At 48.6% G+C, this 19,823-nt stretch carries 12 protein-coding genes; 10 read left to right on the top strand and 2 right to left on the bottom strand.

Annotated features, from left to right (window positions below; all coding sequences use genetic code 11):
- Positions 1-36: 36 nt before the first annotated feature.
- The 5 genes from AC2VDX_RS12615 to AC2VDX_RS12635 all read left to right on the top strand — a co-directional run bounded on the left by AC2VDX_RS12615 (position 37) and on the right by AC2VDX_RS12635 (position 11,537).
- The gene (locus AC2VDX_RS12615) at positions 37-3,624 is read left to right on the top strand and encodes a PAS domain S-box protein (protein WP_378180600.1); all 3,588 of its coding nucleotides are present in this window, start codon (positions 37-39) and stop codon (positions 3,622-3,624) included.
- A gap of 281 nt (positions 3,625-3,905) precedes the next feature.
- Positions 3,906-6,167 carry a PAS domain-containing sensor histidine kinase gene (locus AC2VDX_RS12620; RefSeq protein ID WP_378180603.1) on the top strand — a complete coding sequence of 754 codons (2,262 nt, stop codon included), beginning with the start codon at positions 3,906-3,908 and terminating at the stop codon, positions 6,165-6,167.
- A 122-nt stretch (positions 6,168-6,289) separates the two neighbouring features.
- Complete coding sequence (locus AC2VDX_RS12625) at positions 6,290-8,539, top strand: DUF4139 domain-containing protein (RefSeq protein WP_378180606.1); 2,250 nt, start codon at positions 6,290-6,292, stop codon at positions 8,537-8,539.
- A gap of 91 nt (positions 8,540-8,630) precedes the next feature.
- Positions 8,631-10,217: a mucoidy inhibitor MuiA family protein gene (locus AC2VDX_RS12630; protein ID WP_378180610.1), complete on the top strand. Its 1,587-nt coding sequence runs from the start codon at positions 8,631-8,633 to the stop codon at positions 10,215-10,217.
- 108 nt (positions 10,218-10,325) lie between these two features.
- Positions 10,326-11,537 carry a DUF3747 domain-containing protein gene (locus AC2VDX_RS12635; protein ID WP_378180613.1) on the top strand — a complete coding sequence of 404 codons (1,212 nt, stop codon included), beginning with the start codon at positions 10,326-10,328 and terminating at the stop codon, positions 11,535-11,537.
- Positions 11,538-11,632: 95 nt separating this feature from the next.
- Here the strand turns inward: AC2VDX_RS12635 and AC2VDX_RS12640 are convergent, their stop codons facing one another.
- Positions 11,633-12,088 carry a low molecular weight protein arginine phosphatase gene (locus tag AC2VDX_RS12640; RefSeq protein ID WP_378180616.1) on the bottom strand — a complete coding sequence of 152 codons (456 nt, stop codon included), beginning with the start codon at positions 12,086-12,088 and terminating at the stop codon, positions 11,633-11,635.
- 60 nt (positions 12,089-12,148) lie between these two features.
- Positions 12,149-12,658, bottom strand: a complete 510-nt coding sequence (locus AC2VDX_RS12645; protein WP_378180619.1) for a GNAT family N-acetyltransferase — start codon at positions 12,656-12,658, stop codon at positions 12,149-12,151.
- Positions 12,659-13,299: 641 nt separating this feature from the next.
- Between AC2VDX_RS12645 and AC2VDX_RS12650 the strand changes: the two genes are divergently transcribed.
- The 5 genes from AC2VDX_RS12650 to AC2VDX_RS12670 all read left to right on the top strand — a co-directional run bounded on the left by AC2VDX_RS12650 (position 13,300) and on the right by AC2VDX_RS12670 (position 19,640).
- A complete protein-coding gene (locus AC2VDX_RS12650; protein ID WP_378180622.1) occupies positions 13,300-13,947 on the top strand; it encodes a (2Fe-2S)-binding protein in 648 nt (215 codons plus the stop codon).
- A 67-nt stretch (positions 13,948-14,014) separates the two neighbouring features.
- Positions 14,015-15,001, top strand: a complete 987-nt coding sequence (locus tag AC2VDX_RS12655; RefSeq protein WP_378180625.1) for an FAD binding domain-containing protein — start codon at positions 14,015-14,017, stop codon at positions 14,999-15,001.
- On the top strand, positions 14,998-17,223 hold the full coding sequence (locus AC2VDX_RS12660) for a xanthine dehydrogenase family protein molybdopterin-binding subunit (protein WP_378180628.1): 2,226 nt from the start codon (positions 14,998-15,000) through the stop codon (positions 17,221-17,223). Before AC2VDX_RS12655 ends, AC2VDX_RS12660 begins: the two co-directional genes overlap by 4 nt.
- A gap of 627 nt (positions 17,224-17,850) precedes the next feature.
- Entirely contained in the window at positions 17,851-18,981 is a 1,131-nt protein-coding gene (locus AC2VDX_RS12665; RefSeq protein WP_378180631.1) for an XdhC family protein, read from the top strand.
- On the top strand, positions 18,978-19,640 hold the full coding sequence (locus tag AC2VDX_RS12670; protein WP_378180634.1) for a nucleotidyltransferase family protein: 663 nt from the start codon (positions 18,978-18,980) through the stop codon (positions 19,638-19,640). The genes AC2VDX_RS12665 and AC2VDX_RS12670 overlap by 4 nt, the downstream gene beginning before the upstream one ends.
- Positions 19,641-19,823 lie beyond the last annotated feature (183 nt).

The following is a 19,823-nucleotide window of genomic DNA, read 5'->3' on the forward strand; positions in this document are numbered from 1 at the left end:
AATCAGTGGGTGCAACTTTCTGCGCTAGGAGGCACGATGAACAAAAGAAATCGCAACAGTGCTTCGCATCAAGCTAATACAGGTATAAATTTACCCCTATCTTGGCTTTTTTCAATTGCAAATCAGCTGAGATACGGTCTGGTCTTGCTAGTCGTTTTAACGCTATTGCTCACTTCGGGAATTTTAATTTATCTAAGCTTTCAAGCTCAATTGCAACAAGTAGAAATTGCCCAACAAGAGCGTAGTCATGCGGTTGCTGGGGAAATCAATGCTTACCTGGATGACTTGCAGCGTAAACTAAGCTATTTAGCTAGAGTGCAAGGATTGACCGACCTTTCGCCTGAGATTCAAGATAGATTTCTGGAAGCCTTAACCCGCCACAATAGCGCTTATGAAACAGTGGCAATTTTTAATAATAAGGATAAAATCGTTTCTTCCTCTTCGCCTTATGGTCAGGCAACTTTCTATCGAGAAGAAGCTTCTACATCATTTTTACGAGCTTTTAGACAACAGGAAGATTTTGTCAGTTCCGTTAGAATTGACCCTAAAACTCGCTTGCAGACGGTCATCTTAGCCGTGCCCATTCGCAACCAACAGGATGAAATTAATGGCGTTTTAATGGCTTGGATCAATTTAAAGTTTCTCTGGAATGTTCTCTCCCAAACCAAGGTAGGTAAGACGGGTTATGCTTATGCGATCGATAACCGCAATTATTTAATTGCTGAGAAAGGAAAATCTCCTGAAAATTTTAATCTGAAAGACCTCTCGGACTATCCATTCATCCAAAAATTAACTAAATTAAATGGTGCAAAACGGCTTACTACTTATCAAGGTTTGCGAGGTGTTGAGGTAGTGGGAGCCATTTCTACCATCCGTACTGGGCGCTGGAAGGTGGTGGTAGAACTACCCACGGTTGAAGCCTACGCTCCGGTGCGAAAAATGCTTTTGGTAATGGGTATAGCATTGAGCGTGGCGATGCTAGTGGCGACTGAGTTGGGTTGGTTTTTCTCCCGGCAAATTGTATTACCTTTGCAGCGTTTAACAAAAGCAGCAGCCCAAATTAGTGGGGGAAATTTGGATACGCAAGTGACAGTTAGACAAGGCAATGAATTGGGGGTATTGGCGACCACTTTTAATGAAATGACGGCTCAATTGCGGGGGCTAATTAAGGATTTGAGGAAGGAGCGAAATTTTGTTTCTGCCATCCTTGATACGGCTGGGGCTTTAGTGGTAGTTCTCGATTGCCAAGGGCGAATCATACGTTTTAATCGAGCTTGCGAGAAAACAACTCAATACTCATTTGAAGAAGTCAAGGACAAATATTTCTGGGATTTATTTTTAATTCCGGAAGAAGTGGAACCCGTCAAAACCGTCTTTAAAGCTCTTCAAGCAGGTGAGTTTCCTAGCACGTATGAAAACTACTGGGTAACGAAAAATGGAAGCCGACGACCGATTGCTTGGTCGAATACGGTTCTCGTTGATGCTGATAGCTCAGTTAATTACATCATCAGTATTGGGATAGATATCACCGAACGAAAGCGAGTGGAAGAGGCACTCACGCGAAGTGAGGAATTATACCGCACGCTTGCAAGGAACTTTCCGAACGGCGCTGTTTTCTTGTTCGATCAAGACCTCCGTTACACTATCGCTGAAGGTGCAGGATTAGCTGCTATCGGTCTTTCTAAAGAGTTGTTAGAAGGAAAGACTATTTGGCAGGCATTACCTTCTGAAACTTGTGAATTGTTAGAGCCGACTTATCGTGCGGCGCTGGCAGGAAAAGCCACTGTTATTGAAGTGCCCTACAACAATTCGCCTGATAGCGATCGCTCCGCTTCCCGGATCTATCTTTTGCACGCACTTCCTGTCAAAAATGAAGGCGGAGAAATTTTTGCGGCGATGGTAATGACGCAAGACATTACCGATTGGAAGCAGGCAGAGGAGAAACTACGCCAAGAAAGAGACTTTAACACCACCATTGTCCAAACTTCTCCAGCTTTTTTTGTGGCTATCAATCCGGATGGCACAGTCAGGATGATGAATGACGCAATGCTTCACGCTCTTGGTTATACCCTGGAGGAGGTTTTAGGAACTGATTATCTTTCGACTTTTATTCCCCAAAGCGATCGCGCAATCGTTTCTGAAGTCTTTGAGGGTGTCATCAAACTACAGCAACTGCCTCAAAGAAACAACTACGTTCTTACCAAACAAGGCGAAAAACTGCTAGTAGAATGGCACGGTAGGTCAGTTGCGAAAGAAAATGGGGAACTTGACTTCTTCTTTGGGTTAGGAATTGATATTACCGAGGGCAAGCGTGCGGAAGAAGCGCTGTTACTCTCGGCGGAGCGCGATCGCTTGTCGGGCGCGATGGCGCTCCGAATTCGACAATCACTCGATCTTCAGCAAATCCTAGATACTACCGTGATAGAAGTCCGGAATTTTTTGTTAGCAGATCGGGTTTTTATCAGTCGTATTTATAGCAATTTTGAGATAGTTGCAGAATCGGTCGCTCCCCCTTGGCGACCTGTTTTGGGATGGAGTCCAACAGATGAAGAACATTTGCAACAAATCAGAGCGATGTTTGAGAATAAAAGTATCCACGTTGTCAAAGATACTTCTCAAATAGAGCTTTCTTCACTCATTTATGAAGATTTTTCCAATTATCATATCAAAGCTTATCTGGCTGTACCGATTCTGCTCAATGACGAGCCGTGGGGACTCTTGATGGTCGATCAATGTACGGCACCGCGTGACTGGAAGCAATTGGAAATTGATTTGCTTTCATCACTGTCAACTCAAGTTACGATCGCCATTCAGCAAGCAAAACTCTATCAACAAGTACAGGAGCTAAATGCTAGTTTGGAACGTCAAGTTGAGACGCGCACTGCCCAACTCATTCAAAAAATGGAGGAACTTAAAGAGCTGAATGAACTCAAAGATGAGTTTCTTCATGCAGTTTCTCACGATCTTCGCACGCCAATTATGGGAATGTCTTTGGTAGTGAATAACTTGTTGAATAAGCCAGGAGACACGATTCCCATTCCTCGCTCAATTTTAGAGCGGATGATTCAGAGTAGCGATCGCCAACTCAGCTTAATCAATTCCCTCCTGGAAGCGCATTCCAGCGAAGTTCGCGGCGTTGTCCTCCAATATGAGTTTGTAGAATTGAGTACGTTGATTCAAGCGATCGCAGAAGACTTAGAACCGCTGCTAACAAAACATCAAGCGTCGCTGACAAATCTAGTTCCCTACGATTTACCGGGCGTGACAGCCGATCCATTGCAGCTGAGGCGAGTTTTTGAAAATTTGCTCACCAATGCCCTGAACCATAATCCACCCGGACTTCGCCTCACCTTGGAAGCCACTGTGGAAGAAGAGATGATTCATTGCACCGTTGCTGATAACGGCATCGGGATGAATCCAGAAGCGTGCGATCGCCTTTTCGATCGTTATGTGCGCGGCTCTCGCGCCCGTTCAACTGGCATCGGTCTAGGGTTATATCTTTGTCGGCAAATCATAACTGCTCATGGGGGACAAATTGGTGCCATTAGCGCCCCCGGAACTGGAGCAACTTTCTGGTTCACATTACCTCTGTTTATGTCTCCTACTGTAGAAATAAGTCATTAGTAGGGGCGAAGTATTCGCGCAGATAAATTATCGGTAAGTCGTAAATTGTTATAGGTGAATGCTTCGCCCTTACAGGTTATTAATGACTAAAAATCACCCAATCGGGTGAGTCACCTGCACGAAGGCGATCGCCAGTGCTTATTGTAACTTGGAATAAGACTGAATAATACTGAAAATGAAGGATGAGTGCAATGCTGAAAAAGAAATTCTTAACTCAGGGAACTCAGTCACTTGCTGCTCATCAATCAGTTTTTCAGCATAATCCCATATCTAGGAGGGACATGGTTTCTGATTTAAATTATTTACAAGCTTTACGGGCTTGCTGTCGAGATGAAGCAGCTTTTGAACAGTTAAAGCAGCTCCTGAATTTGGAGGAACAAAGTATTGAAGAAATAGTCAGCCAGCCGGTAACACAAGTTGATTCAGATTTTCAGTTACCAACTGTCACCCATTCTTGGGAAAATCTTTTACCCGCAGATATTCCACTGCCACAAAGCGATCCAAAACTTGAAAAAGTGGCAGCCAACAAGCTAGGAATTATTTTTCAGCTCCTCAATCGCGATGATGATTCCCGCTGGTTACTATTTGCCCATTCCGACTGTCAAGAATTCTTAGAATTAGCGCCTTATTCAGCTTATACTGACCTGACTCTATTATGGAACCCGATCCATCCAGACGATCGGGAAGCTTATGAACAGTCATTAGCTATTTCGGCAGCTAATCTCCAACCTTGGATATGGGAAGGTCGTGTGATTACCAAATCGGGAAAACTAAAGTGGATGCAAACTGCGGCTCGACCTATTTTGCAAGGAAATGACGACATTTATTGGAATGGCTTGCTGATAGATATTACCGAGCGCAAGACTCACGATGAGGCACTCTTGCTTTCGGAACAAAAATTTTCTATAGCGTTTCGTTATAGCCCTGATGCCATGAGTATCACAACACTCAATGAAGGGCGTTATATTGATGTCAATGATAGCTTTCTCCGCCTTAGCGATTATCAACGAGAAGAAATTATTGGTCGTAACTCAATTGAAATCAATGCTTGGGTGAATCCAGAAGAACGCATTAGGATGCAACAGATTTTGCTGGAACAGGGAGCGATTCGCAACCAGGAATTTGAGTTTCGCAAGAAGTCTGGCGAAGTGGGAATATATTTGTTTTCAGCAGAAATTGTCAACATTAGTGGCGAATCATGCCTACTTTCTGTAAGTAGCGATATTACTGAGCGCAAAGCTGCTGAAGCTTTGGTTAGCGCCGCCGCAGAACGAGAGCGTTTGCTCTACGAGATTGCCTTGAAAATTAGGCGATCGCTCGATCTGAATGAAATTCTTAACACCACCGTTGAAGAAGTTAGGCGGTTTTTGCACGCAGATCGCGTCTTTATTAGTTACTTTGATGAAAAAGGGCAAGGCACAGCCGTAGCAGAGTCGGTAGATCCTAATTTTTCGTCAATTTTGGGTTGGGTTACAGAGAATATTGCTTACCAGGAAATTCAACAGATATTTGAACTCGATCGCATCCGAGTTGTCAATGATACAACGAAAGTAGAGAAATCTGCATTTATCGCTGAGTACCACAATCGATATCAAGTCAAAGCTGGCATTGGTGTCCCGATTATGCTGGGAGACAAACTTTATGGCATCTTAATTGCCAATCAATGCTCTGCACCAAGGGAGTGGCAGCAGTGTGAAATTGACTTGCTCGATCAACTGGGAGTACAGGTAGCGATCGCAATTCAGCAATCTTCTCTCTTCCAACAAGTACAAACGCTGAATGCCAATCTGGAACGCCAAGTAGAAGAACGTACCGCTCAGCTACAGCAGAAAATGCAGGAACTGCAAGAGCTGAATCGGATTAAAGACGTTGTTTTACATACAGTTTCTCACGATCTCCGCACCTCGGTTCTGGGCACTATCATGGTGTTAAATAATCTGCTCGGTTCGCCAGAAGAAAAAGTGACAATTTCTCGTTCTCTTGTAGAGCGAATGATTCAAGGCAACGAACGCCAACTAAGCATGATTAAGTCATTAATCGAAACAAATACCACCGAAAATAGAGGAATTGTCCTTCAGCGGGAGTTGGTTCAATTAAATACACTGGTTCCGGCGATTCTCCGAGACTTGCAACCTATGTTAATGGAAAATCAAGCAACTATCAAAAATATGATAACGGCAAATTTACCGTTAGTTATGGTCGATCCGTATCAGAGTCAGCGGGTTTTTGAAAATCTATTTACCTATGCCTTGAAACAAAATCCGCCTGGATTGAAGTTGACCCTAAAAGCTAAAATTGAACGGCAGATGATTCGCTTTACTATCGAGGATAATGGTATAGGAATGAGTCAGCTTGAGTGCGATCGCTTATTCAATCTCTTCGTCCGCGCTCCTCAAGCTCGCTGCTCGACCAACATCGGCTTAAAGTTGTATCTCTGTCGGCAAATTATTACCGCTCACGGTGGAGAAATTGGAGTGACAAGTCGCCCGAATCGCGGCTCTACTTTCTGGTTTACATTCCCTTTGGCGACAGCGGAGAATTAAAAATGCCAAATTAAAAAGTTTAAAGTCTATTTTTATTTTTAAATTTTTAATTGAGTTACTTGCGATCGCTTCTTCACCTGTGCCTTACTGGATCTATAGGCAGTAACGAGAGCGCGAACATCATGGCGATGCAAGAACTGGCTTCTCGGATTGACACAGTTAAAGTTTACGCTGCCGGTGCCACTGTGACTCGGATTGCTGAGTTACCGCTGAACGCTGGGGAAATGCCAGAATACGTTGAGATAGCCGGACTGCCTCTAGCGCTAGACGATAGTAGCGTCCGGGTGAGGGTTGAATCTCTACAGACGCAAATCCCGTCCCCCATTGCCTCAGATGTTCGCATTGGTTTAGCCGTTCCCCCGCCGCAAGAGACACAGAACCCACCACCTGATGAGGAATTGCGTGCAGCGACGGCTGAGGTACAACGCATTGAGGACGCGATCGCCCTCATCGAAAATGAGATCGTCGTCCTCAATAATCTAAAAGTACCCGATCGCCCCGAAACTAAACCAGGGACAGCACCGCCGCCTTCGCCAATGAACGCTAGGCTTGCTTTGGCAAACTTCAGCGACGAACAAATCCGCGCCCGAATGCAGGAAAAGCGGGAAAACTTGGAAAAATTGCGTCTAGCTCAAGAATATCTTGCCGATTTGCAACAAAAGCAGGCTATTGCTTCCACCGCCAGAAATGCTAGACCAAATGAGCTTCGCAAGACGGTAATTGTCCGTTTGAGTTACGAAGAGTTAACTCCCCCTACCCCTCTCCTTGTAGGAGAGTCGAGTCAAAATTCCCCTCCTTCCCTTGTAGGAAAGGGGGAAGGGAGGTTAGGTTTTTCACGCTTAGTTATCGAGTATTTCGTCCCTGGTGCGCGTTGGACACCCACCTATGTTTGCCGCCTAAATAGTGCGGAATCTAGTGCCAGTATTGCCGTCAGAGCCTTAATTTGTCAGCGTACAGGTGAAGATTGGTCAGGGGTAAGATTGGAACTTTCTACAGCTGAACCGATAAGTTGGTGTGAGTTGCCAGAATTGCCCTCATTGCGGCTAGGACGAGTGCAACCAACGATCGGAAAATCAGGCTGGCGCAAACCGCCAATTGGTGCAGAGATACTATTTGAGGACTACGATAGCCAGAAACAGACCGCTTTAGCTGCTGTGTCGCCACAAAGGGCGTCGCCACAAAGGGCGGCGAATTTCTTATACAACTCTCCTCCAGTCCCACCCTTACCCGATCTGATGGTGTATCACTCCGAAATGCACGTTAGTTATGGTATGGCAATGGCTATGCCAGCAGCAGCGCCTTGTGCAGAATATGAGGATGTGGAGCAATCACTGGCACCGGAAGTGGAATCCCTTTCCCTAGGAGACCGACTAGCGACCCACAAAGCACTGAAAAGGTCGGCATCTGCCCCACCAGAAGCACCGGAATTTCTCCAGCGTCGAAGGAGGCAGAAACTGGAGGATACTACAGATGAGAATGCTGTAACTGATTTACTTGCATACGGTCTTATGCGAATGGGAACAGCAGATGACCGAGCAAAGCGCGGTAAATTGTCGATAGAACAACAGCAGGAAATATATTTAGAAATCCTTCAACGTCAGAAAGTTACGGTTACGTTTAATGTCATGCAGGTAGTGAAACAGGCTGTATCTAACGCCCAAAACTGTCTCTCAGTTGCACTTCCTCCCGGTGGTATTAACGTGCGAAGCGTTGCGGGTTCCTTCGACTATGCCTACAGCGCCGATGGACGAATTGATGTCCCCTCAGACGCTCAATTTCACTCCGTCGCCCTAACTAGCAACAGTACAGATGTAGATTTGCGCTACATTGTCGTTCCCCGCGAAGATACCAACGTCTTCAGAATTGCCCAACTCCGCAACCCCCTACAAGCACCGCTACTAGCTGGTCCTGCGGATATCTACGTCGATGGCGAGTACATCTTATCTACAAATATTGCCACAGTTCCACCAAAAGCACAGATGGAATTAGGGCTAGGAGTAGAACAAGCCATCAAAGTTGCTCGAAACACAGTTTATGAAGAAGTTCGTTCCGGCGAAACCATCGTCTCCTTCAACGAACTGCGCCACAAAATTAAAATCGATATTAACAACTATCTACCAAGAGTTGCCAAGATTGAAGTACGGGAAAGACTCCCCATTGCCCAAGAAGGAGCCAAAGTAGATATCCAGTGCGATCGCGTCTCGCCACCTTGGGAAAAATACGAACAACAAGAACGCAACTTACCCATCAAAGGCGGTTATTTCTGGCAAGTCGAAGTACCCGCCAAGGAGGAAACTACCCTATCAGTTGATTACACCATTAAAACTTTTGTCGATAGCCAACTAATCGGCGGAAATCGACGCGAAGAGTAATAAATTGCTAATTGAGAAATTCTCCTCTTTCCCTCTCTTCCTCTGTGTTCTCTCTTGCCTCTGTGGTTCAAACCCTCATCACTTTCATCTCATGCAAGCAAATCAGGTCATCAATGAACTAACCCTAGATGCACCCGTTTCAATTGTCACACTCTTAGAAGACCGCGCCCAGGTGCGACGAATTGGCAAAATTAATTTAACCCAAGGACTGTGGAGAATCCAAGTCCAGAAAGTTGCCCCAGTCCTCTCCGATAAATCTCTCCGGGCAGAGTTTTGTGAAGAATATCCAGAGGCAAGAATTGACGATGTTCGCGTTCGCCGCCAGATGTTGGTTAAGGAAACAGATCGACTAGCCAATGTAGAGACGGGAAATTTCGCATCTCTACAAGCAGAACTGCGATCGCTACTCAACTCCTTCAACAATATCAGCGAAGACCGCCAGCACCTCGAATCGTGCTTCGAGCGAGTAAACACCATACTTGCTAAAGGTTTGCAGGAACTCCCCGTGGATGCAATTTGGGGACAAATCGACCCCAAATCCTGGCGAGAGCAAATTTCCAGTTTATTTAAACAATTGCGAGATTTCCGATCGGAAATCTTCAGCAGCTATCACACTCAAGAACAACTGCACCAACAAATTAACGACTTAATTACCCAAGCAGAAGCCTTATCCCGCCCGGATAGGGTCTACACTGCCAACATCGAAGCCGACTTAATGATTCCCCAAGCAGGAGAGTATGCGATCGCTTTCGACTACGTGGTTCCCGGTGCTATATGGCGACCCTGGCACCAAGCACGCCTTCTCCTCGCCGAAAAACCGAGTCTCTCTTTCCGCTTCGATGGCTGCGTCTGGCAACGCACTGGAGAAGATTGGAAAGACGTAGATTTAGTCTTTTCCACCGCCCGCGCCTCCTTGGGAACTGAACCACCACTATTGACAGATGACCCTTTAAATGTTCAAGAAAAATCTCAGCAGATCATCATTCAAGCTAGAGATCAACAAGTTCAGACAACAGGTTTGGGAACCGACACCGCCCCCGCTACCGTCGATTTACCCGGCGTTGATGACGGCGGCGAAGTCCGCAACCTACGCAGCCAGACCAAAGCAACCATTCCCTCAGATGGTCGCCCTTACCGCGTTTCCATCTTCTCCTTCGACTCTCCCGCCTCTGTAGAGTATGTCTTGATGCCAGAGTTGTCTTATCAAGTCATCCTCAAGAGCGAACAGACAAACACTTCTAAATTCCCGATTCTAGCCGGACCAGTGGATTTAGTGCGGACTTCTGGCTTTGTCGGTCGCACCGCAGTTCTATTTATCGCGCCTGGAGAGAAATTTGCTTTGGGATGGGGATCGGATAATGCAATGCGCGTGCAGCGCACCCAAACCCAAAAAAGAAAACAGGATCATCTTACTAAATGGAACATTATCACAACTACAACAACATTGTTCCTTTCCAATATTGGCGCAGAACCGAGAGCAATTAAAACTACCGAGCGGGTGCCAATTTCTGAGCTAGAGCAAGTGAAAGTTGAGGTAATCTCCGATAAAACTACAAATCGCCTGCAACCCGATGAAAACGGCTTTTGCACCTGGAATTTTACCCTAGAACCTTATTCTCAACTCCAGGCATCCCTCGTCTACCAAGTTTCAGCCGCACCGGAAGTACAAGGCATCTAGCGCCTTGCTCATATTGATTTGGGCGACATGAGCGGGGAACTTTTGGGTAAAGCATAATATCACATAACTAAAGAAAAGAAATCTACCCAGCTCCATAACCTCCTCACCATGTCTTTGCCTTCAAGCTCCTCCAAGCGTCTATTTGGACGGTCGATTGCCGCCCTAGCCACCGTCGTCCTCTCCACCCTCAATGCCGTCAACCCCAGCCCCGCAGCTATTTTTACTCAAAAAGAAGTTGAACAAGGTAAATTTATCGCCGTAGCTGCCCCTTACGGCACGAATAGTCATCAACTGCTAATTCTGGAACAGATATCAGATAAACGGGCGTGTTGGAGTGAAAGTGGCGATCGCCCGGTGGCAGTCGATCCGCTGCTACTCAACTTTGACTTCAGCGGCATTTGCGGACGCAGTACCGACAGCAACGGCTATTCTATCCGTATGGCGGGGACGGATTTGGGACTGAAGTACAGCTTCAACCTGGTTCAGCGCAACGGCGAACTCGTCCTCGTCGGCACCAACTTTAGCGATCGCACTGTCCCAACCATTGAAATTGGCAGAACCAACGGCATCAGCGATGGCTTTATAAAAATCAATCTCGATCCGGCATGGCGGTTCGCCAAAAGAACCTACAACGGTAAAACCCTCGGTCACGTCTATCTTGCCAGCGACCAAGCCGCGCCGGGAATCGACCCTGGCGATATCGCAACGACTCCCGGAAGCTCCGCCTTCGGAGATATCGCCTCAGATGTCTACGCTAAAGAAATTGAACAAGCTGTGGCGCTGGGGTTCGTCGCTGGCTTCAAAGAAGACAACACCTTCCGCCCTCAAGTTGCCTTAACCAGAGAGCAACTGGTGTCTATGGTGTTGGAATCTTTAACGAAGCTACCAGGAGCTAATGTCACAATCCCTACTCAAGCTGCATCTCGACCCTATCCCGATGTCGATGCTTCGCGCTGGAGTGCCGCTAAAATTCAATGGGCGCGGGATAACAAAATTGTCAGTGGCTACCAAGACGGCACCTTTAAACCCACTCAACCCGTCACCAGAGCTGAATTGATGGCAGTGCTGCGACGTGCTGCTGAATTTGGTAAAACGATGCGTGGACTTGCCCCAGAATTAGCGATCAAAAACTCAGCAAAAACCTTCTCAGACACCGAAAAACACTGGGCTGCCTCGCTGATTAGCCAAATGTCTTCTTATTGCAACGTTGCCTCCCCAGTCAATGAAGTCGGTAGCAAGTTTGAGCCAAATTCTCCGACTCGCCGCAACTATGCTGCCGCCGCCACTTTGCGGATGCTCAACTGCGTCAAAACTGAGTAATCCCGATTATTTTCTCGCCCCTAAGTAGGCGGGATTAATTATTTGTAAGATGGGTTAGCGATCGCGTAACCCATGCACGTGTTGGGTTTCCTCCGTCAACCCAACCTACGAAAATCTGCTAGCTTCTCTAACAACAGATCCAGTTTTTGCTCAATTTCTCCAGCACACTGTCGATATGTTGTCAAGTCTCCACCATAGGGATCGGCGATTTCAGCTCGCTCGTGATAGCCAACGTATTTTTTTAAGGTATATACTTTGTCGGCAGCAGCAGAGAATGCATCAGCGATCGCTTTCTTTTGCCCGCCCGTCATGGTCAGCACCAAATCCGCCCAATCGATCAGCTGGCGATCCAGTCGCTTCGCTTCATGGTAGTGATGGATACCATACTCCTTCAGGACGCGCTGGGTCTGTGGGGATGCAGAATCTCCCGCAAACGCCACGACGCCTGCCGACCGCACCTCGACTTCCATTCCTTTGGCTTTTTGTCGGAATAGCGCTTCTGCTATTGGGCTACGGCAGGTATTGCCAGTACACACAAATAAAATCCGCATTTGTAACCCTCCCTTTTCTATCTCGCTGTTGCTCAGCCGATCAAACTGCTGTAGTTAATTCTACGGAAGATCGGGTCTGTTTATTGCATAAACGCGAACAGTCTTTTCCTGAATAATTGTGTCTTTTTCGTAAGTCAAGCCGACTTTCATTGCGACCTTCACAGACGCGATGTTTCCCGGAGCAATTAAGGAAATGAGGCGGTTACAACCAATCTTAAAACCATAATCCCGAATTGCACTAGCAGCTTCGGTTGCCAAACCCTTTCCCCAGTATTCCTTAGCAAGCATATAACCAATCTCGACTTCTTTTTGCCCATCCACTAGCTGCGGTATTAATCCACACCGACCAATAAACTTGTTGTCAGCTTTGTGAATTGTCGCCCACAAACCGAAGCCGTGTTTCTCGTAGCAGCTGAATATCCACTCGATGTGGCGCTTGGTTTCTTCGGATGTCCGCGTGTTGGGGAAGAACTTCATCACGACTGGATCTGCAAAAATGGGTGCCAAGTCGTCTACATCATCCCAGGTGAGATGTCGGAGAATTAAGCGAGGTGTTTCAGCTACAATCATCTGATTTTTGGGTGGCTGTTCTACAAAGCCGGGTGTAACTGATATCTTGCACCATTCTTAACAAGCCGCCAATCCCGCCCGGAACTCAAGTTCCGGGCTAATAGCTCAAGTCCACTAAAGTGGACTGAAGTTCTTCCCCAGTCCACTTTAGTGGACTTGAGCTATTAGCCAGGGGTTTGAACCCCTGGCGGGCTGGCGGGTTATTGCAACAAGCCCAATCCAGATTCCTACCGGAACTTTGTTGGGTTTGAACCCCGGGCTGGCGGGCTGGTTATTGCAACAAGCCCAATCCAGATTCCTACCGGAGCTTTGTTGGGTTTGAACCCCTGGCTAATATCTTGCACCAAACCGATAACCCGCTCGGAATTTGAATTCCACAGCTTATAGTTTGCATTCCATTGAAATGGACTAAAAGCCTTGATATTTCTGAATTTTAGTCCGTTTTAACGGAATGCAAGCTATCAGCAAAGAAATTGATTTCCTGGCGGGTGATGACTTTGGTGCAAGATATGAGGTGCAATACGTTATTGGCGACGGTGAGGAATTTTAGATCTAGCTGAATTCTCAATAAACTCCGTTTTCATGCCAAGTATTGTAAAACGCACTATCTTTATTATTAGACCAATTTTGACGGTGCAAAAATGAAGCTGAGGATAACACGGCGACGGTTCGGTCAGCTAACGATCGCAAGTACCTTAGTCGTTGCCAAGGACGCGATCGCATCTCGCTTCGCAAATGCAAACCTTACAAAAAATATTTTTATGCAAACAAGCCCTAAGACTTCCACCGCAGTAGCGAAAACGCTGGAGCCTGGTAGTATTGACGTGACGCTGCGGATCAATGGTAAAGCGCACACTTTGCAAATAGAACCGCGCGTGACGCTACTGGACGCACTGCGCGAACGCATCGGTCTGACAGGCACCAAGAAAGGTTGCGATCGCGGACAATGCGGTGCGTGTACTGTGTTGGTGGATGGACGGCGCATCAACTCGTGCCTGACGTTGGCGGTGATGCAGGAAGGCGCAGAAATTACAACGATTGAAGGTTTAGCTCGCGGCGATGAACTTCATCCCATGCAGGCGGCTTTCATTAAGCATGACGGCTTTCAGTGTGGATATTGTACACCCGGTCAGATCGTGTCTGCGGTGGGTCTATTGGCAGAAGGGTGCCCGACATCCGATGAGGGAGTTCGGGAGTGCATGAGCGGTAATCTCTGTCGCTGCGGTGCTTATCCTGGTATTGTTGCCGCCGTGCGCGAAGTTCATCAGATGCAGAGTAGCAATGGGTAGTCGGTAATGGGGAAGAAATACCAATCATCCATTACCCGTGAGAGGAGAAAACTGCACAGGAGTTTTAATGAAACCTTTTAGTTATGTGCGTGCTACTGAAAAAGGCACAGCCATCCAGACAGTTGCCGGGGATCGGGCAGCGAAATTCATCGCCGGTGGCACTAATTTAATTGACTTGATGAAAGGAGGGGTGGCGCAGCCTGACCAACTTGTAGATATTACCAGGCTACCATTGGCAGATGTTACGGCAATACCGAATGGCTTACGCATCGGGGCGATGGCACGTAACAGCGACGTAGCAAATAATCGGCTGGTGCGCGATCGCTATCCGTTACTTTCTCAAGCATTACTCGCTGGCGCGTCGCCGCAACTGCGGAATATGGCAACCGTCGGCGGAAACTTGATGCAAAGAACGCGCTGCTACTACTTCAACGATCCGGCGATGCCGTGCAACAAGCGCGAACCCGGTTCCGGTTGTTCGGCGATTGAAGGGTATAACCGCATTCACGCGATTTTCGGTGCCAGCGAACAGTGCATTGCAACGCATCCTTCGGATATGTGCGTGGCGCTGGCAGCGCTGGATGCCGTGGTGCGCGTTGAGGGATCGAACGGAGAGCGACAAATTCCGATAAGTGACTTTCACCGCTTACCGGAAGATACGCCCCAAATCGATACGGTGCTTCAACATGACGAGTTAATTGTGGCGGTTGACTTGCCCAATTCACCCTTTGCCGAGCGATCGCATTATTTAAAAGTACGCGATCGCGCGAGTTATGCATTTGCCCTGGTTTCTGTTGCCGCCGCCCTCGATATTGATAATGGCATCATTAAAGCGGCGCGAGTGGCGATGGGGGGCGTGGCACATAAGCCGTGGCGGGCGGTAGAGGCCCAGAAAATTCTAGTTGGTGCCAAAGCAAACGAGCAAACCTTTGCAGCAGCGGCAGAGGCAACGATACGCGAAGCCAAACCCCAAAAATACAACCGATTCAAAGTTGAAATGGCGAAACGAGCGATCGCGCGGGCACTCACAAAGGCAGCAGGAGGCACGGTATGAGTCAATCTGATAATGCAACAAACCAAGCTGTGGGCAAGCCGATGGATCGGGTGGATGGACGCCTGAAGGTGACGGGCGGTGCCCGCTACTCGGCAGAAATCCCCCTAGAAAATCTCGCCTATGCCGTCACTATCGGCAGCGCGATCGCCTGTGGACGCATTAAAAGCATCGACACCAGTGCGGCGGAAAAGTGCGGGGGTGTACTGGGCATCTTGACGCACCTCAACGCGCCTAAACTCCGCCCAGTTGCCACCTTGTTAGGGGGTGGCGCTGCCGCTGAAAACCGCCTGGTGCTGCAAGAAGCGGTTGTACATCACATCGGTCAGCACATCGGCGTTGTCATTGCCGACACCCTAGAAAACGCCACCTACGCGGCATCCCTCGTCCGCGTCGATTACGAAGCAGAAACGCCGGTGGTGGAGATGGAAAAGGCGCAGGCATACGCACCGAAGTCAGTGTTTGGCAGACCGCCAGAGACGATACGCGGCAATCCGATGCAAGCCTTAGCCGCTGCGGAGGTGCGGATTGAAGAAACTTACCGGACTCCCACCGAACACCACAACCCGATGGAAACGCACGCGACAACTGCCGTGTGGGAGGGAGATCGGCTCACCGTTTACGACGCGACGCAGTACAACTTCGGGGTGCGTCAGGCGATGGCGACGACGCTGGGTATCCCCGAAGAAAACGTGCGCGTCGTGTGTCAATTCATCGGTGGTGCGTTTGGCTGCAAAGGTTCGGTTTGGCCCCACGTAACCCTAGCTGCGATCGCTGCCCGTCAGGTTCGTCGTCCTGTGAAATTAGTTTTAACCCGCGAACAGATGTTTACCACCGTCGGGCACCGGGCGGAAACTGAGCAACAAGTAGCACTCGGTGCAACGCGCGACGGTCGATTGACCGCGATCGCTCATCGGGGCATTTCCCATACTTCAACCTTCGAGGAATTCGTCGAACCGTACACCGTGGGGACACACATGATGTACGCCACTCCGAACTTGCAAGCCAAGCAAAGTCTCGTCCGTCTCAACAAAGGGACGCCGACATTTATGCGTGCCCCTGGCGAAACTCCGGGGATGTTTGCCCTGGAATCGGCGATGGACGAACTCGCTTATGCCTTGAAACTCGACCCGATTGAGTTGCGCCTCCGCAATCACGCAGACACAGACCCCAGCAATAACCTACCTTGGTCGAGCAAGTCGCTCAAAGAATGTTACCAACTCGGCGCAGAAAAATTTGGCTGGTCGCGGCGCACTCCCGAACCGCGTTCGATGCGGGATGGTCGTTACTTGATTGGGATGGGCATGGCAAGCGCCACGTATCCCGTGAACCATTTTCCCGCTAGCGCTAGAGTCCGCATTTTGCAAGACGGCACCGCCTTGGCGCAGAGTGGTTCCCAAGAGATGGGCACGGGTACAGCGACAGTGATGGCGCAAGTCGCCGCCGACGCCCTTGGGTTGCCGGTTGAGCGAGTACGATTTGAACTGGGGGACACCGAGTTGCCCCGTGCGCCGGTATCGGGCGGTTCGGCAACGATGGGAAGCGTGGGGACTGCCGTGCATGAAGCGGCACAAGCAGCCCGTAGGAAGGTGCTGGAGTTGGCACGCACAGACGCTGGTTCCCCCCTGTACAACGTCCCGGAAACGGACATGGCGACTGAGGGCGGACGCCTGTTTCTCAAGAGCGATCGCCACCAGGGCGAAACCTACCAAGAGGTGCTGATGCGCCAAAATTTGCAGCAAGTTGAAGAAAGCTTCGATGCCAAGTTTGCCCAAGCCGAGAAGAAGTTTTCCATGCACTCTTTCGGCGCTCAATTTGCCCAAGTGCGCGTCGATCCGGACTTGGGCGAAGTGCGCGTGACCCGCTTTGTGGGAGCCTTTGGAGTGGGACGGGCAATCAACCTCAAAACAGCGCGATCGCAAATGATTGGCGGTATCGTCATGGGGCTAGGCATGGCACTTTTAGAAGAAACGGTGACAGACTCCCGTACCGGGCGCATCGTCAACGCCAACCTGGGCGAGTACCACGTACCTGTCAACGCCGACATCCCCGCAATTGAATCGTACTTCGTCGAAGAAATAGACCCGCACGTTAACCCGATTGGAGCCAAAGGCGCTGGCGAAATCGGCATCACTGGCGTCGCGGCGGCAGTGGCAAACGCTGTCTACCACGCCACCGGAAAGCGCATCCGCGACCTTCCGATTACGCCGGACAAATTGCTGTAAGTTCACATCTTGCACCAGCCTCCACACCCGCCAGCCAGGGATTCAAATCCCTGGCTCATAGCTCAAGTCCACTTAAGTGGACTAAATGCTCAGGACTTACGCAAAGCTTATACATATAGCGTTCTTGTCGGTTCAATCCCCCTGTGGTTGCCCTTACTATGTGGTGATGTGCGGCGAGTCCTGTGCTGCTTCCCAGCCCACCAGGACTTACGCAAAGCTTATACATATAGTGTTCTTGTCGGTTCAATCCCCCTGTGGTTGCGGTGGCAGATGTAGTGATGTTGCGTAAGTCCTGCCCACTTTACGCGATGTGCGACTTTTTTTAGCCCCCCTTTTTAAGGCAGGGCTATTTCTCCTGAAACCTGCCAGCTACTTAAGTCCACGAGCTTTTAGCCCAAGTCATCTACAGACGACTCAAATACTAATGTACAGTCGTCTAAAGACGACTTTAGCTATGAGACAGGGGTTTCAACCCCTGGCTAATGTACAGTCGTCTAAAGACGACTTTAGCTATGAGACAGGGTTTCAACCCCTGGCAGATTATAGCGATGGAAATTAATTTCCAAGCGGGGTGACAAGGCGAACTTGAGAATGCTCTCAGAGATTAGCCGCATAAAGGCGAAAACAATGAAGGAATTACAGGAGATTGTTGCCGCATTTGCCAAAGCCAAAAATTGCGGCAAGACAGTAGCGATCGCCACCATTGTCAAAGTCAGTGGATCTACCTACCGGCGACCGGGCGCTCGAATGCTGATGACTCTAGAAGGTGAGAGAATCGGTTCGATTAGCGGTGGTTGTCTGGAGAATGACGTTTTTGAACGCGCTCAACAGGTCATCGTGTCGGGTGAACCCATGTTGGTGAACTACGATACGACCTCCGACAATGACATCGTCTGGGGACTGGGACTCGGTTGTAAAGGAATGGTACAGGTTCTGATTGAGCGCCTAACTCCAGAGAACTTAAGTCCCTTGACTTTTCTGGCAGAATGTCTGCATCGTCGGCAAGTGGGAGTTCTGGCAACTATATTTCACATTGAAGGTCAAATAAAGGCACCAGTCGGAACCCATTTAATGTTGCATCAAGATGGCACTATTTTCAGTAACCTCGAAGATGCGGATTTGAGTGCAGACATCCTCGAAGATGCCCGTGAAGTGCTTGATAAAAATTGTTCGCAGGTAAAACTGTATCCCTTATTGGGAGGGAAAGCCGAAGTTTTTCTCGAAGCGATTCAGCCACCTGTCTCGCTGGTCATTTTCGGAGCGGGTGACGATGCCATCCCAGTGGTACGCTTGGCGAAGGAATTGGGATGGTACGTGACACTAATTGATAGCCGACCTGCCAATGCAACATCAGCTCGATTTCCCAGCGCCGATGAAGTTATTTTGTCCCGTCCAGAGGCAATTCATGAAACCGTAGAAATCAATAACCGCACGGTAGCTGTGGTGATGACCCATAACTATCTGCACGACCTAGAAATCCTGAAAACTCTTTTGCCTTCTCCCGTGCAATACTTAGGCATTCTTGGTCCCAAGAGAAGAACCGAACAGTTACTTCTTGAGCTAAAAGAATGGGGAATTCAGCTGACAGAAGCCCAACTTCACCGCTTGCATGGTCCCGTGGGGCTGGATATTGGCGCTGATACACCGGAAGCGATCGCACTCTCAATTGTGGCGGAAATTCAAGCGGTTCTCGCCGATCGTTCGGGTGGTTTATTAAGAAACCGCCAGGAACCGATTCACAACCGGAGTACCAGATGAATGCGCCTGTCGTCGGTTTGATCGTTCTCGCCGCCGGAGCATCCACTCGCATGGGGACTCCAAAACAACTGCTGTTGTATCAAGGACGCAGCTTCCTCCGCCACACCGCAGAAATTGCGATCGCTTCCATCTGTCAACCCATCGTTGTCGTTCTGGGAGCTAATGCAGAACGAATGAAGCCAGAAGTCAACTTATTACCCGTACAAATCGTAGAAAACCCACAGTGGGCGGAGGGGATGAGTTCTTCGATTCGGGTGGGTATTGAAGCACTGGCTAATTTAAATCAGAACTTAGAAGCCGTTGCGATCGCCCTTTGCGATCAGCCTTTCATCTCTTCCCAACTACTCAATCAAATCGTGGAAGCCTATCATCTCACGCGCCAACCGATTATTGCTTCAGAGTATGCAGGAAGCTTGGGCGTACCCGCTTTGTTCAGCCGTACCTTGTTCCCAGAACTGATGAGCCTGAAAACTACCGTAGGCGCAAAACAAATCATTAAAAAATACTCCTCAGAAGTCTTTCGCCTCCCCTTTCCGGAGGGTGTTATCGACATTGACACCCCAAAAGATTACCAAAAATTTCAAGCGATCGCTGGCGAACATCTACAAAACCGAGAAAGCCTTACTAAGTGTAAAGGTGGAAACCCGCGCGAAAGTTAGGGAAACATGGCTACTTTTGGGTTAGCTAATCGTTAACGTTATTTTCTTGTTAGACATCTCCAGAAATTAAAGGTGCGTTGCCTGAAACCCTTGTAGAGACGCAAAATTTCGCGTCTCTACATTATTTTTTGGAGATGTCTGTTCAAAATCACACCTATGGCAAGCGACAAAACATCGTTCCCT

It is taken from the genome of Coleofasciculus sp. H7-1 (genome assembly GCF_057473865.1).

Excerpts from the sequence above, each read along its gene's own strand:
- AC2VDX_RS12640 (WP_378180616.1), bottom strand. The coding sequence starts at position 12,088 with ATGCGGATTTTATTTGTGTGTACTGGCAATACCTGCCGTAGCCCAATA.
- AC2VDX_RS12635 (WP_378180613.1), top strand. The coding sequence starts at position 10,326 with ATGTCTTTGCCTTCAAGCTCCTCCAAGCGTCTATTTGGACGGTCGATT.
- AC2VDX_RS12645 (WP_378180619.1), bottom strand. The coding sequence starts at position 12,658 with ATGATTGTAGCTGAAACACCTCGCTTAATTCTCCGACATCTCACCTGG.
- AC2VDX_RS12620 (WP_378180603.1), top strand. The coding sequence starts at position 3,906 with ATGGTTTCTGATTTAAATTATTTACAAGCTTTACGGGCTTGCTGTCGA.
- AC2VDX_RS12615 (WP_378180600.1), top strand. The coding sequence starts at position 37 with ATGAACAAAAGAAATCGCAACAGTGCTTCGCATCAAGCTAATACAGGT.
- AC2VDX_RS12625 (WP_378180606.1), top strand. The coding sequence starts at position 6,290 with ATGGCGATGCAAGAACTGGCTTCTCGGATTGACACAGTTAAAGTTTAC.
- AC2VDX_RS12655 (WP_378180625.1), top strand. The coding sequence starts at position 14,015 with ATGAAACCTTTTAGTTATGTGCGTGCTACTGAAAAAGGCACAGCCATC.
- AC2VDX_RS12650 (WP_378180622.1), top strand. The coding sequence starts at position 13,300 with ATGAAGCTGAGGATAACACGGCGACGGTTCGGTCAGCTAACGATCGCA.
- AC2VDX_RS12660 (WP_378180628.1), top strand. The coding sequence starts at position 14,998 with ATGAGTCAATCTGATAATGCAACAAACCAAGCTGTGGGCAAGCCGATG.
- AC2VDX_RS12630 (WP_378180610.1), top strand. The coding sequence starts at position 8,631 with ATGCAAGCAAATCAGGTCATCAATGAACTAACCCTAGATGCACCCGTT.
- AC2VDX_RS12670 (WP_378180634.1), top strand. The coding sequence starts at position 18,978 with ATGAATGCGCCTGTCGTCGGTTTGATCGTTCTCGCCGCCGGAGCATCC.
- AC2VDX_RS12665 (WP_378180631.1), top strand. The coding sequence starts at position 17,851 with ATGAAGGAATTACAGGAGATTGTTGCCGCATTTGCCAAAGCCAAAAAT.